At 67.5% G+C, this 14,113-nt stretch carries 13 protein-coding genes and 1 riboswitch; of the genes, 4 read left to right on the top strand and 9 right to left on the bottom strand.

Annotation, left to right across the window (positions count from 1 at the left end; translation table 11 throughout):
- Nucleotides 1-49: 49 nt before the first annotated feature.
- Nucleotides 50-166, bottom strand: a riboswitch (SAM riboswitch).
- Between the two features lie 208 nt (nt 167-374).
- From trpD to ACIBM5_RS05770, 4 genes are all read right to left on the bottom strand, one after another.
- Entirely contained in the window at nt 375-1,457 is a 1,083-nt protein-coding gene (trpD, locus tag ACIBM5_RS05785) for an anthranilate phosphoribosyltransferase (RefSeq protein ID WP_396005735.1), read from the bottom strand.
- Nucleotides 1,458-1,542: 85 nt separating this feature from the next.
- Nucleotides 1,543-1,956 carry a response regulator transcription factor gene (locus ACIBM5_RS05780; RefSeq protein WP_020552994.1) on the bottom strand — a complete coding sequence of 138 codons (414 nt, stop codon included), beginning with the start codon at nt 1,954-1,956 and terminating at the stop codon, nt 1,543-1,545.
- A 194-nt stretch (nt 1,957-2,150) separates the two neighbouring features.
- Nucleotides 2,151-2,513 (bottom strand): hypothetical protein, encoded by a 363-nt coding sequence (locus tag ACIBM5_RS05775; protein WP_396005570.1) that lies wholly within the window; start codon nt 2,511-2,513, stop codon nt 2,151-2,153.
- 57 nt (nt 2,514-2,570) lie between these two features.
- Nucleotides 2,571-3,686 carry a cytochrome c oxidase assembly protein gene (locus ACIBM5_RS05770; protein ID WP_396005569.1) on the bottom strand — a complete coding sequence of 372 codons (1,116 nt, stop codon included), beginning with the start codon at nt 3,684-3,686 and terminating at the stop codon, nt 2,571-2,573.
- 75 nt (nt 3,687-3,761) lie between these two features.
- On the opposite strand from ACIBM5_RS05770, the gene ACIBM5_RS05765 reads away from it, so the two are divergent.
- From ACIBM5_RS05765 to ACIBM5_RS05750, 4 genes are read left to right on the top strand one after another with little or no spacing between them, the layout of a single operon-like run.
- Entirely contained in the window at nt 3,762-4,391 is a 630-nt protein-coding gene (locus ACIBM5_RS05765; RefSeq protein WP_391582692.1) for a heme-copper oxidase subunit III, read from the top strand.
- Between the two features lie 46 nt (nt 4,392-4,437).
- Entirely contained in the window at nt 4,438-5,238 is an 801-nt protein-coding gene (locus ACIBM5_RS05760) for a cytochrome c (RefSeq protein ID WP_355542237.1), read from the top strand.
- Nucleotides 5,235-6,320, top strand: a complete 1,086-nt coding sequence (locus ACIBM5_RS05755) for a Rieske 2Fe-2S domain-containing protein (RefSeq protein WP_391582693.1) — start codon at nt 5,235-5,237, stop codon at nt 6,318-6,320. The genes ACIBM5_RS05760 and ACIBM5_RS05755 overlap by 4 nt, the downstream gene beginning before the upstream one ends.
- Complete coding sequence (locus ACIBM5_RS05750; protein WP_396005567.1) at nt 6,320-7,963, top strand: cytochrome bc complex cytochrome b subunit; 1,644 nt, start codon at nt 6,320-6,322, stop codon at nt 7,961-7,963. The genes ACIBM5_RS05755 and ACIBM5_RS05750 overlap by 1 nt, the downstream gene beginning before the upstream one ends.
- Before the next feature lie 155 nt (nt 7,964-8,118).
- On the opposite strand, the gene ACIBM5_RS05745 is transcribed toward ACIBM5_RS05750, so the two are convergent.
- The 5 genes from ACIBM5_RS05745 to coxB all read right to left on the bottom strand — a co-directional run bounded on the left by ACIBM5_RS05745 (nt 8,119) and on the right by coxB (nt 14,047).
- Nucleotides 8,119-9,345, bottom strand: coding sequence for an Ig-like domain-containing protein (locus ACIBM5_RS05745; protein WP_396005566.1), 1,227 nt, complete (start codon nt 9,343-9,345; stop codon nt 8,119-8,121).
- Nucleotides 9,346-9,580: 235 nt separating this feature from the next.
- The gene (locus ACIBM5_RS05740) at nt 9,581-10,786 is read right to left on the bottom strand and encodes an Ig-like domain-containing protein (protein ID WP_391582696.1); all 1,206 of its coding nucleotides are present in this window, start codon (nt 10,784-10,786) and stop codon (nt 9,581-9,583) included.
- Between the two features lie 280 nt (nt 10,787-11,066).
- A complete protein-coding gene (locus tag ACIBM5_RS05735; RefSeq protein ID WP_020553003.1) occupies nt 11,067-11,465 on the bottom strand; it encodes a cytochrome c oxidase subunit 4 in 399 nt (132 codons plus the stop codon).
- The gene (gene ctaD, locus ACIBM5_RS05730; RefSeq protein ID WP_391582697.1) at nt 11,462-13,180 is read right to left on the bottom strand and encodes a cytochrome c oxidase subunit I; all 1,719 of its coding nucleotides are present in this window, start codon (nt 13,178-13,180) and stop codon (nt 11,462-11,464) included. Before ctaD ends, ACIBM5_RS05735 begins: the two co-directional genes overlap by 4 nt.
- Before the next feature lie 3 nt (nt 13,181-13,183).
- A complete protein-coding gene (gene coxB / locus ACIBM5_RS05725) occupies nt 13,184-14,047 on the bottom strand; it encodes a cytochrome c oxidase subunit II (protein WP_396005565.1) in 864 nt (287 codons plus the stop codon).
- Nucleotides 14,048-14,113: the final 66 nt, after the last annotated feature.

Raw genomic sequence — 14,113 nt, 5'->3', positions numbered from 1 at the left:
GGTACAGGACCCCCGGGTCACATGGAGCATCGGCTGCCGTCATGCAAGGGGTCCGCGCTTGCCAGGACGCCTTACGACGCCTGACCGTGTCATCACCCGGGGCACCCCACCGCGGAGCGAGGGTTGCCGGACAGCAAGCCGGGGCTTTCCACTGTCACTCGTGACCTGAGCAGAATTATTACCGGATGGAACGTCACGCGCAACGACCACCCCACGGTTCCCACATCCTGGACGGCCCGACCTGCGGTACCGGCCCGACCGGCACGGGCAAGCCCACCCGGCGACAACCAGCGGCAACCCACACGACCGACACAGGCGGCACCACGCCGCGCGGGTCGAGCACGACGGCCCGACCCGCCGGCGCAAGAGCCCGACTACCCCCGCGCGAACGAACGCGTCGTGGCCACCCACCGATCGAGCGCGGCCTGCGCGGCCCCGGAGTCGATGGCGTCCGCGGCCCGATCGATGCCGGCCGCCAACTGCTGGGTCAGCGACCCTTCACCCGAGCCCAGCGCGGCCAGCGCCGCGGCCGAGTTCAACAGCACCGCGTCCCGCACGGCGCCCTTCTCCCCCGCGAGGAGCCTGCGGGCGACCTCCGCGTTGAACGCCGCGTCACCACCGCGCAGCGACTCGATCCCGTTCAGCGCGATCCCCAGGTCGCGCGGATCCACCCGGTCCTCGCGCACGTCGCCGTCCCGCACGATCCACACCTGCGACGTGGTGGTGACGGTCAACTCGTCCAGCCCGTCGTCGCCGCGGAACACCAGCGCGGTCGCCCCGCGGTCGGCCAGCACACCGGCCACGATCGGCGCCATCCGCAGGTCCGCGACCCCGATCGCGTGGAACCGCACCCGGGCCGGATTGGTCAACGGCCCGAGGAAGTTGAACGTGGTCGGCACGCCCAGCTCACGGCGCGCCTGCGCGGCATGCCGCAGCGACGGGTGGAAGCGCTGTGCGAAGCACAGCGTGATGCCCGCCTCCTCGGCCGTGCGGGCCACCTGCTCCGGAGTCAGATCCAGCACCACGCCGAGCGCTTCGAGGACATCCGCGGCCCCACTCGCCGAGGACGCCGCCCGGTTGCCGTGCTTGACCACCGTCTCGCCCGTGCCCGCGACCACGATCGCGGACATCGTCGAGATGTTCACGGTCCGGGCCAGGTCCCCACCGGTGCCGACGATGTCGACGGTGCGGCCGGGCACGTCGATGGTCGACGCGTGCGCGTACATCGCCTGCACCAGGCCGGAGACCTCGTCCACCGTCTCGCCCTTGGCGCGCAGCGCGATCACGAAACCGGCCACCTGCACCGGCGTCGCCTCGCCGGTCATGATGTGGTCCATGGCCCACGCGGTCGCATCGGCGGGCAGGTCGTCGCCCCGCATGAGCGCCGCCAGGAGGTCCCGCCAGGAACGGGCCGCCGGGTTGCCGCCGCTCTTGTTCGTAGAGGTCGAGGCGCCCATGGTCCGCTCCCGCTGTGTCATCGGATAAGTCCGCGACAGCGTACCCACCGCACCCGTCCCGGCCGGGCGGTTATCCGGGATGCGGTCAGGCCGGCTGGCGTCCCGCGATCCGGCCCCGAATCAGGTCGGCGGCGGCGTCCGCGAGCGTGCGCGGGTCCAGCGGGTGGGCGACCACCGCGTCGGCGCGACACCACGTGGCCAGCCACGCGTCCTGCGGCCGACCGACCAGGGTCAGCACCGGCGGGCAGTTGTAGATCTCGTCCTTGAGCTGACGGCACACGCCCATGCCGCCGGCGGGGGCGGTCTCCCCGTCCAGGATCACCAGATCGATGCCGCCCTTGTCCATCGCCTCGATCACGGCGGGCTCGGTGGCGCATTCCAGGTATTCCACGAACGGCACGTCGACGGCGGGCCTGCGCCCGAGCGCGAGGGTGACCTTCCGACGGGTGTTGCGGTCGTCGCTGTACACGAGGACGGTCATGGTCTCGCCGCGCGTCATGTCCACCTGCCTGTGTCTGGGCTGCGTGTCTTCGGGGCTGCGCATGTTCAGGGCTGCGTATGCAAGTACGGGGCAACACTCGGATCGCCCCGGATGTTAGCGCTTTTCCGCAGCGATATGTGTGCCTCGTCACGCCCCGGTCCGCCCCGAGCGCCCATCCACCGGCGAGCCGGCGCCGCGGGAGCGCCCCGCGCTCACTCGCGCGCGAGCACCTCGTAGCCCTCGGCGTTCCCGCCCAGCCGCTGGGCCAGGCCCGCCATCCGGGTCCGCTCCCGGGCCGGCTCCAGGCCGGTGAGCACCTGCTGACGGGAGATCAGCACCCGCATCGGTCGCTCGTCGGGGGCCGGCGTCACCACCCTCCAGCCGTCCGGCGTCAGAATCCGGGCCGCCTCGTCGGCCGCGGCCAGGTCCGGCAGCGTGAGCACGTGCCGCATCACGAACACACCGGTCTCCACCGGCACTCCGGCCGCCCGCATCTCCGCGACCACCGCCGAATCGGCCCGAGCCGGATCGAAGCACGAACCGACGACGGTGAGCGTGCCGTCGTCGACGAGCACGGGAACAGGCTCCGATCGCCGGCGACGGAGGAAACGTTCGAGGATCATGCCGCGACGCTACTCGGCCGCGTCGGCCGACCGCGGTTCGGGACCCGAGGCCACTCGCACAGCCGAGTCGGCGTCCTCCGTTCGGGCAGAGTCACCCGGAAGAGTGCTCTTCGGCACGGATTTTCCGACGGCTTCGAGGCCCGGCTCCACACCGCCGCCGGCCTCGGCCGCCTCGCGCGCCAGTCGCTCCTCGCGCGCCTTGCGGCCCGCCTCGATCAGTTCGAGCCGGTCCAGCCGCCGGTCCTCCCGCACCGCCTCGCGCTCCGATGCGCGAGCCCACTGCACGAACAGCACCAGGAAGACCAACAGTCCGACGATGTCGCCGCTGCCCCACAGGATCCCGCCCGCCGTGCCCTGGTCCGAGAGCGGACTCGCACCCCAGTCCCGACCGAGGTCGTCGTACCAGTCACCGGCCAGGACATTGGACGAGCTCATGATCGCGATGCCCAGCCACGCGTGGAACGGCAGCGTCGCGAACACCGCGAGCAATCGCATCGGATAGCTCGCCCGCGGCATCGGATCCAGACCCAGCAGTGGCCAGAACCACATGCAGCCGATGATCACGAAGTGCACGTGATTCATGTCGTGCATGAAGGTGTTTCGCAAGGTCAGCTCGTACCAGGGGGTGAAGTACAGGGCGAACGGATTGAGCACGAAGACGAAACCGGCGAACGCCGGGAAGGTGACCACCTTCGCGTATCTGCTGTGCAGCAGGGCGTTGAGTCGATTGCGCCACTTGGCCGGCAACGTGCGCAGAGCGAGGGTAATCGGTGCGCCGAGCGCCAGGAAGATCGGCGTGATCATCGCCAGCACCATGTGCTGCACCATGTGCACGCTCAGCAGCACGGTGTCGTACGCGGCCAGCGCGGACTCGGTCGCCAGCAGGAACGTGCCCAGCCCCAGTCCCAGGAAGGAAAAGCTCCGCCACCGCGACCACGAGTCGCCGCGGGCCCTGAGCTTGTGCACCCCGTACAGATAGAGGCCGCCGAAGAGCATCGCGACCAGAATCGGGATCGGCTCGAACACCCACCCGGTCAGGAGCCGAATGGGGGTCAGTTCCGGCGGTACGTTCCCAGGGGTCGCGTGTGCCAGAAACATCCCGGCATCGCCTGTAGAGCCACTCACGGAACCAGAGCCTAACCCCGACACGTTCTACAAGGGTTACCCCCCGAAGTGTGGGCAGATCCGGCGACCGCAATAATGGCCGCCGTGGCGACAGCAACTTCACTAGAAACCGGGCCCCCCTCACACGGGACACACGGGACACTCAACCGTCCCAACTTGGTCAGCATCGGCACGATCGTCTGGTTGGCGTCCGAGCTGATGTTCTTCGCGGCTCTGTTCGCGATGTATTTCACGATCCGCTCCGTCACCGGGGCGGACGCTTGGCGTGAGCATGCCGGTGAGCTGAACATCCCGTTCTCGACGGGCAACACGACGATCCTCGTGCTGTCCTCGCTCACCTGCCAGCTCGGCGTCTTCGCGGCCGAACGCGGTGACGTCAAGAAGCTCAGAATGTGGTTCGTCATCACCTTCGTGATGGGCGCCGTCTTCGTCGGCGGCCAGGTGATGGAGTACACCGCCCTGGTCAAGGACGGAACGACGCTTTCGTCGTCGGCTTACGGTTCGGTCTTCTACCTGACCACCGGCTTCCACGGCATGCACGTGACAGGTGGCCTGATCGCCTTCCTGTTGGTCCTCGGACGCACCTATGCGGCCCGACGGTTCACACACGAGCAGGCCACGGCCGCAATCGTCGTCTCGTACTACTGGCACTTCGTCGACGTGGTCTGGATCGGTCTGTTCTTCACGATCTACGTCATCAGGTAGACGTCCCGACACTCACTACGCAGACGACATTGGACCGGGGTTTTCCGTGAAAAAGCTCTCCGCGCGGCGACGCCACCCCTTGGCGGCGATCGTCGTACTCATCTTCGCGCTCGCGGCTACCGGGGGGCTGTACGCCGCGTTCGCGCCTGCCAAGAAGGCGGAGGCCGACGACTCCGCCTCCATCGCGGTCGAGGCGGGCAAGAAGCTCTACCTGAGCGGATGTTCGACGTGCCATGGGCTGGACGCCCAGGGTTCCACCGACGGTCCCTCCCTGATCGGCGTCGGCGCGGCCGCCGTCGACTTCCAGGTGTCGACGGGTCGAATGCCGCTTCAGCAGCCCGGCGCGCAGGCGCCGCGCAAGCCCGAGGTCTACACCCCGGCGCAGATCCAACAGCTGTCCGCGTACGTGGCCTCCCTCGGCGTCGGGCCCAAGATCCCGACGGCGAACATGTACGCGCCCGACGGCGACATCGTCAACGGCGCCGAGCTGTTCCGCACGAACTGCTCGCAGTGCCACAACTTCTCCGGTGAGGGCGGCGCCCTGACCGAGGGCAAGTACGCCCCGCCGCTGAAGGACGTGGACCCGAAGCACATCTACGAGGCCATGCTCTCCGGCCCGCAGAACATGCCTTCGTTCCCGGACAGCACGATGCCCGAGCAGCAGAAGAAGGACATCGTCACGTACGTCCACGAGACGACCAAGAAGGAGCCGAACCCCGGCGGCCTGGGTCTCGGCCGCCTCGGCCCGGTCTCCGAAGGCCTGTTCGGCTGGATCATCGCGCTCGGTCTGCTCATCGGATGCGCGATCTGGATTGCCGCCCGGACCCCCAAGGCCAGGACCAAATGAGTAGCCAGGACAAGTCTGAAGTGCCTGAAGAGCACCTGCCCGAGGTACACACCTCGGCACATGTTCCGGCGGAAGGCGACCCGTTCGCCGACCCCGGCCTGCCGGCTCACGAGCCGCGCGTCACCGACATCGACGAGCGGGCCGCCAAGCGTGCCGAACGTCAGGTCGCGTTCCTGTTCGTGATCTCGATGTTGTCCACGATCGGTTTCATCTGGGCGTACGTCGGCATCGACAAGCACCGCATCATCGACATCTTCTTCTTCGGGAAGATCGGTGCCCAGAACCTCGCGCTCGGCGGCTTCCTCGGCCTCGCGCTGTTCTGCATCGGCGCCGGCGCGATCCACTGGGCGCGCACGCTGATGACGGACGAGGAGATCGTCCAGGAGCGGCACGAGCTGGCCTCGGACCCCGAGGTCCGCGAGTACGCGATCCGCGAGTTCGCCCAGGGTGCCGCGGACTCGGTGATCGGTCGCCGGCCGCTGATCCGGCGCACGATGATCGGCGCGATGGCCCTGGTGCCACTGTCCGGCGTGGTGCTGCTGCGCGACCTCGGTCCGATGCCCGGCACCAAGCTGCGGCACACCGAGTGGAAGCCGGGCGTGGAGCTCATCAACGAGGCGACCGGCCTGCCGATCAAGCCGGACGACATCGTCAAGGGCTCGCTGACCATGGTGCTGCCCGACGGCCTGGTCGAGAAGTACGGCCCGGCCGGCGAGAAGGAGGAACTCTCGCACGGCTGGTTGGAGAAGGCGGGCATGTCCGCGGTCCTGGTGGTCCGGCTGGAGCCGGAGGACATCAAGTCCAAGAAGGAACTGGACTGGGGCTACGAGGGCATCGTGGCGTACTCGAAGATCTGCACCCACGTGGGTTGCCCGATCGGCCTGTACGAGCAGCAGACGCACCACCTGCTGTGTCCGTGTCACCAGTCCACCTTCGACCTGGCGGACGACGGCAAGGTCGTGTTCGGCCCGGCCGCGCGCTCGCTGCCGCAGCTGAAGATCCATGTGAACGAGGCGGGTAACCTCGCCGCGACACAGGACTTCGCCGAACCGGTCGGCGCGAGCTTCTGGGAGCGTGGCTGATGTCGAGCGAACAACCCAAGGGCGGGGCGAACAAGAGCACCCCGATTCCCGACAACGCCGCCGTGCGCGCGGCCGACGCGCTGGACGGTCGGCTGGGCATCTACGGCGCGGCGAAGAAGAACCTGCGCAAGGTCTTTCCGGACCACTGGTCCTTCATGCTCGGTGAAGTGGCGCTGTACAGCTTCATCATCCTGCTGCTGACCGGTGTCTTCCTGACGCTGTTCTTCAAGCCGAGCATGCAGGAGGTCGTCTACGACGGCTCCTACGTGCCGCTGCAGGGCATCCACATGTCCCAGGCGTACGCGTCGACGCTGGACATCAGCTTCGACATCCGCGGTGGCCTGGCGATGCGCCAGATCCACCACTGGGCCGCGCTGATCTTCGTCTCGTCGCTGTTCGTGCACATGTTCCGGATCTTCTTCACCGGAGCGTTCCGCAAGCCGCGCGAGATGAACTGGCTGTTCGGCTTCCTGCTGCTGGTGCTGGCCATGGTGAACGGCTTCACCGGCTACTCGCTCCCGGACGACCTGCTCTCCGGTACCGGTCTGCGGATCGCCGAGGGTGTCGTCCTGGCCATCCCGCTGGTCGGCACCTACCTGCAGTTCTTCCTGTTCGGCGGGGAGTTCCCGGGCGAGGACATCGTGCCCCGCCTGTTCACCATCCACGTGCTGCTCGTCCCGGCGATCATGGTCGGCCTGGTCACCGTGCACCTGATCCTGGTCTTCTACCAGAAGCACACCCAGTTCCCCGGCCCGGGCAAGACCGAGAAGAACGTGGTCGGCCTGCCGCTGCTGCCGGTCTACGCGGCCAAGGCCGGTGGCTTCTTCTTCATCGTGTTCGGCATCACCGCCGCCCTCGGCGGCATGGTGCAGATCAACCCGATCTGGGCCTACGGTCCCTACAACCCGGGTCAGATCACGGCGGGTTCCCAACCGGACTGGTACATCGGGTTCCTCGAAGGTTCCCTGCGCATCATGCCGAACTGGGAATGGAACATCTGGGGCCACACGCTCAGCTTCAACGTGCTGATCCCGTCCCTGATCGTGCCGGGCGTGCTGTTCACGTTCCTCGCGATGTACCCGTGGGTCGAAGGCTGGATCACCGGTGACAAGCGCGAGCACCACCTGCTGGACCGCCCGCGCAACATGCCGGTCCGCACCGGTCTGGGCGTCGCCTGGATCGTGTGTTACGGCGTGCTGTGGGTCTGCGGTGGCAACGACATCATCGCGACGCACTTCCACCTGTCGATCAACACGATCACCTGGGTCGGCCGCTTCGCGTTCTTCATCGCGCCCGTGCTGGCCTACCTGGCCACGGTGCGGATCTGCAAGGGTCTGCAGCGGCGCGACCGGGACAAGGTCCTGCACGGTCGCGAGACCGGCGTGATCAAGAAGCTCCCGCACGGCGAGTTCATCGAGATCCACGAACCGCTGGACGCCGGGGTGCGGCACACGCTCACCGCCCACGAGCAGCCGAAGCCGTACGAGCTGGAGCCGGCCGAGGACGAGAACGGCGTGGCCCGCAAGGTCAAGCGTTCGCAGAAGCTGCGTTCGAGGATGTCGCACTGGTACTTCGCCGAGCCGATCGAGAAGCCGACGGCCGAGGAGTACAAGGAACTGACCAGCGGACACGGTCACCACTGACGCGACCGGGGCCGGGCTGCTGACGCCACATCGGCACGACCCGTAGGACGCGCAGGAACGCCGAAGGGCCCCACCGGATCTTCCCGGTGGGGCCCTTCGCGTTGCGCCCCGCAGACGGCCGTACAGCGCTTTCGTGCGGGCGGCGGTCGGCGGGCTCAGAGCGGCCGGGCGGTGGACGGGCCGGCCACGCTGTGGGTCAGCCACTGCGCCCAGTCCAGATTCCACTCGCCGTAGCCGTTGCCGATCGGCTCCATGGTCTTGGCATCCCCCGTGTTCACCACGGTGACCACGTCGCCGACCTTGACCTGGTCGTAGAACCACTTGGCGTTCTGGTCGCTCATCCCGACGCAGCCGTGGCTCACGTTCTCGCTGCCCTGCGCGCCCACCGACCATGGCGCGGCGTGCAGGAACTCACCGCTCCAGGTGACCCGGGTGGCCCACGAGACGTCCAGCCGGTAGCCGTCGCTGCTGTCCGCGGAGATGCCCACGGTGGTGCCGTCCATCAGCACGTGCGGGGCCTTGCCGAGCACCACCTTGGTGCCCGAGCGGGTGGTGAAGCCGGGCTTGCCGGTGGTCACCGGCACCGTCTTGATGTCGGTGCCGTTGCGCCTGACCGTCATCGTGTGCGCCGCGGCGTCCACGGTCGCGACCACGGAGTCGCCGACCACGAAGCCGACCGCCGCGCCCGGGCCGCCGAACACGCCGTTGCCGAAGTCGACGCCGAGCAGGCTGGTGGTGACCGAGACCCTGGTGCCCACCGGCCAGTAGTCCCTGGGCCGATAACGCACGGTCTTGTCGTCCACCCAGCCCCAGGCGCCCTCGACCGGCGTGGAGGCGGACACCTGGAGTCGCTTCTCCACCTCGGCGCGCTGCGCGGGATCGGTGACCGGCTTCTCCAGTGTGACGGAGATCGGCATGCCGATCCCCACCGTGGTGTCGGCCTCCGGCAACACCGAGTCCACCCGCCGCTCGGCGTCCGGCGCGAGCGTGGTGAACGTCTCGGTGCGGGTGGCGGTCAGCCCGAACGCGTCGACCGCCAGCGCGGTCAACCGGTAGGTGGTGCTGTACGCCAGCGGTTCGGAGTTCGACCACGATGCGTCACCGGCCGCGTTGCCGCCGGCCACCGGCTTCCCGTCGGGGCCGGTCAGGCTCACCGCGTACAGCCGCCCCTCGCTCGCGGTGACGGTGATCGGCCTGCCCGGCTGCGCGGGTCGGTCCGGGCGCACGTCCACCGCGAGCCGGGCCACGCTCTTGGCGGGCCGCTCGATCTCGGCGCTCCGCTGCTTCTCCCAGGTCCCGCATCCGGTGACGAAGGCGAGCGGCAGTGCCGGTGTGAGCGCCCGGCAGATCCAGCGGAGGCGAACAGTCCTGTCCCGATTCACTCTCGACCTCCAGCCGTGCTCAACGAACGCGGTCTGCCCGTGCTCGTCGAGCACGGGCGGCGCGGAGTTGTTGCATCGAGAGTGGCCGGGAGCATCCCGCTTTATTCATACAAACGCACAAACCGCCCGATCGCGTGATGCCGACCACCGGTCGGATCGCGCGATCGGGCGGTTCGCCCTACCGTGTGAAACTTCGTGCGGGGAACCTCTTACCGGAACCCTCTTGTGTGGAGCCTCAGCCGGCCGGAGTGCCGGTCGCCCCGGCGCCCAGCGCGCTGCCCTTGACCCAGGTCGCCCAGTCGACGTTCCAGCCGCCGAGGCCGTTGCCGGGCTTGACGGTCTTGTCGGTGCTGTTGACCACCTCGACCGGGTCACCCTGGGTGACCAGATCGAAGAAGGTCTTGGCGTTCGAGGCGCCCAGCCCGATGCAGCCGTGGCTGTCGTTCTGCCGACCGAACTTGCCCTCGTTCCAGGGCGCGCCGTGCGCATACGTGCCGGACGCGGTCAGGTGCACCGCGTGGCGGACGTTCTTCATGTTGTAGGCGTCGCCCAGGCCGACGGTCTCGGAGTCCATCGTGATGCCGTCCACCTTGTCCAGGACGACCATCGTGCCGCCCCAGGTCGGGTAGTTGGGGCCGCCGGCCGAGATCGGCAGGTCCTCGACCTGGGCCCCGTCCTTGGTGACCACCATGTGCTTGGACTTGAGGTCGGCGGTGGCCACCATCGAGCGCCCGATGGTGAACTTGATGTCCTTGGTCTGCTTGCCGTAGACGCCCGGCGCCGCCTTCGCGCCGGTCAGGTTCGCCTTGAGGTTGACCTTCGTGCCACTCGCCCAGTACTTCTCCGGGCGGTAGTCGATCCGGTCGCTGCCGTCGAGGTCCTTGAGCCAGGACCAGGAGCCCTGCACCGCGGGCTCGGAGACCACCTTGAGGTTGCGCTCGATCGCGGCCTTGTCCTTGATCGGCTCGTTGAACTTGAGCGAGATGATCGCGCCGACACCCCACGTGCTGTCCGGCTCGATGTTGAAGTCGGCCACGAACGTGTCGTCGGCGGCCTTGGTGTTGAACTTGCTCTGCGCGGTGACCTCGGCGCCGTCGGCGTTCGCGGCCTTGGCCGCCACCGTGTAGGCACCGCCGTTGGCCAGCGGTGCGGCCGGCTTCCAGCCGATGCCGTCGGGGCTGATCTGCCCGTCCACCGTCTTGCCCTTGGCGTCGGTGACCACGACCGAGGTGAGCTTGCCGCCGGTCGCGTCGACCTTGAGGACGCCGTCCGTCTCCACGCTCTTGGTGCCGTCGGCGGGCGTGATCGCGATGGTGGCGGGTGCGGCCGCCGCCTTCTTGTTCGAACCACCGCCGGAACCGCCGGAGTTGCCTCCGGTCCCGCCGGGTCCGGTCTTGCCGCCGTCGGACGAGCAGCCTGCGATGAATATGAGCGGCGCCACCATGAGTCCCGCGAAGAGGCGTATACCGCCGCCCGCTGCCCCCGTGCGCGATGCTCCGTGTATCCGGGGCACGCGTGTTCCTCCCTCGTCCTGAACTCCCTTGCGTCCATTTGACGCGCCGACCCCCGGTCCGGGTTGCCACAACCGGCGAACGGTCACACACCGGTGACAATCGAGGGTCGTCGAGGAGTCCTCTGTAGATATCACACAAGGCCGACCACCCATTCGGGTGATCGGCCTTGTGGCGAAACCGTATTGCGAAGGTTGCGAATCGGTAGCGCTAGTAGCGCTGGTCCGCACCCCGGTAGAACTCGAAGACCCAGCCCCAGACACCGATCGCGACGATCGGCGCGGCGAACATCGCCAGCCACCAGCCGAAGATGACGCCCAGGAACAGCAGGGCCGAGCCGACCCCCAGCATCAGCGGCTGCCAGCTGTGCGGGGCGAAGAAGCCCAGCTCGCCGGCGTCGTCGGCGATCTCGCCCTCTTCGTTGTCCTGCGCGAGCAGGTCCATCCGGCGCGCGGTGAAGATCAGGTAGAACCCGATCATCAGCGACAGACCGAAGGTCAGCGACAGCGCGGTGGTGCCGGTCGGGTCCTCGGAGAGCACCCAGTAGATGATCGTCACCGGCAGCAGGAACACGGCCAGGACGGCGAACAGGACACCGTTGAACTTCACTTCTCGGCTCCCTTCGCCAGCTCGGGCGATGCCTCGGAACGCTCGTCGGTGAGGTACTCCAGCGCGGCGATCTCCGGGTGGTGGAGGTCGAACGCGGGGGCCTCGGAACGGATCCGCGGAATGCTCGTGAAGTTGTGCCGAGGCGGCGGACAGGAGGTCGCCCACTCCAGCGAACGGCCGTAGCCCCACGGGTCGTCCACGGTGATCTTCTTGCCGTACTTGTGCGTCTTCCAGATGTTGTAGAAGAACGGCAGGATCGACAGACCCAGCAGGAACGAGCCCAGGGTCGAGATCGTGTTCAGCGTGGTGAAGCCTTCCTTGTCCAGGTAGTCCGCGTACCGGCGGGCCATGCCCTCGGCACCCAGCCAGTGCTGCACCAGGAACGTGGTGTGGAAGCCGATGAACAGCGTCCAGAAGGTGATCTTGCCCAGCCGCTCGTCGAGCATCTTGCCGGTGAACTTGGGCCACCAGAAGTGGAAGCCCGCGAACATCGCGAACACCACGGTGCCGAACACCACGTAGTGGAAGTGCGCCACCACGAAGTAGGTGTCGGAGACGTGGAAGTCCAGCGGCGGCGAGGCCAGGATGACGCCGGTGAGGCCACCGAACGCGAAGGTCACCAGGAAGCCGACGGTCCACAACATCGGTGTCTCGAAGGACAACGAGCCGCGCCACATGGTGCCGATCCAGTTGAAGAACTTCACGCCGGTCGGTACGGCGATCAGGAACGTCATGAAGGAGAAGAACGGCAACATGACCGCGCCGGTCGGGAACATGTGGTGCGCCCACACGGTGACCGACAGGCCCGCGATCGAGATGGTCGCGGCGATCAGGCTCTTGTAACCGAACATCGGCTTGCGCGAGAAGACCGGGATGATCTCCGACACGATGCCGAAGAACGGCAACGCGATGATGTACACCTCGGGATGGCCGAAGAACCAGAAGAGGTGCTGCCACAGGATCGGTCCGCCGTTGGCCGGATCGAAGATGTGGGTACCGAACTTGCGGTCGGCTTCCAGCGCGAACAGCGCCGCGGCCAGGACCGGGAACGCCATCAGGACCAGGACCGAGGTCAGCAGCACGTTCCAGCAGAAGATCGACATCCGGAACATGGTCAGACCGGGCGCGCGCATGCAGATGATCGTGGTGATGAAGTTGACGGCGCCGAGGATGGTGCCGAAGCCCGACATCGCCAGACCCATGATCCACATGTCGCCGCCGATGCCCGGCGAGCGGACCGAGTCGGACAGCGGCGCGTACGCGAACCAGCCGAAGTCGGCGGCACCCTGCGGGGTGATGAAGCCGGCCACCGCGATGATCGAGCCGAACAGGTAGAGCCAGTAGGCGAACATGTTCAGGCGCGGGAACGCGACGTCGGGCGCGCCGATCTGCAGCGGCATGATCCAGTTCGTGAAGCCCGCGAACAGCGGCGTCGCGAACATCAGCAGCATGATCGTGCCGTGCATCGTGAACGACTGGTTGAACTGCTCGTTCGACATGAACTGCGTACCGGGGCGGGCCAGCTCCGCGCGCATGAGCAGCGCGAGCACACCACCGATGCAGAAGAAGACGAAGGAGGTGATCAGGTACATCGACCCGATCGTCTTGTGGTCCGTGGTCGTCATCCACTTGATGACGATGTTCCCGGGCTCCTTGCGGCGGACCGGCGGGGGTCCGTCCGGGGCCACGGTCTGTGGCTCACTGAGGATTGTCACTCGTCACTTCTTCCCGTGCGCTTCAACGGGGGCCGGCTCGTTGATCTTGCTGCGCAGCTCGCCGGTCTGGCCCTTCGCGGCCAGCTCCTTCAGGTGCTGGACGTATGCGGCCTTGTCCACGATCTTCACGTTGAAGAGCATGCGCGAGTGGTCCACACCGCACAGTTCGGCGCACTTGCCGCCGTACGTGCCCTTCTTCGTCGGGACGACCTCGAACTTGTTCGTTCGGCCCGGGATGATGTCCTTCTTGTACAGGAAGTTCGGGACCCAGAACGAGTGGATGACGTCCGGCGAGGTCAGGTCGAACCGGACGGACTCCTTCACGGGCAGGTAGAGCGTCGGCGGCTTGCCGGGCGTGCCCTGCTCGTAGACGTCGACCGTGCCGTCGGCCGGGTCGCCCTTGTAGTTGAAGGACCAGCTCCACTGCACGCCGACCACGTTGATCACGTTGTCGGGATTCTTGGAGAGTTCTTCGAGCTTGGTCTCGTCACGCGCGGTGAAGTAGAAGAAGACCGCGATCATGATGCCGGGGATGACCGTGTACAGAACCTCGATGGGGAGGTTGTACCGCGTCTGCGGCGGGATCTCGATCTTGGTGCGCGACCGGCGGTGGAACGCGACGCTCCACAGGATGAGCCCCCACACCACGGCCCCGACGATCAGCGCTGCAATCCAGGCGCCCTGCCAGAGCGACAGGACTCGCGGACCCTGCTCGGTGACAGGGTTGGGCAGGCCGAGTCTCGGCAGGTCCTTGGAATCGACGGAGCAGCCGGTGGCGGTCGCAATGACGAGGCCCAGAGCCAGCAGCTGCGGCACCCTGCGCCGCATCCAGCGCCGCGGCGAGCGGTCGGAGCCGTAGGGACTCACGTAGCGCCTTCCCGAATGTCTCGCCCGCGCGCGAGTCGAGGTGGGGAACTTTTCTTCCCTGGCGAC

The sequence above is a fragment of the Embleya sp. NPDC050493 genome (assembly GCF_044458105.1).
Classification (GTDB): Bacteria; Actinomycetota; Actinomycetes; order Streptomycetales; family Streptomycetaceae; genus Embleya.
The sequence above is the reverse complement of the archived record's forward strand: the minus strand, read 5'-3'. Positions and strand labels throughout refer to the sequence as shown.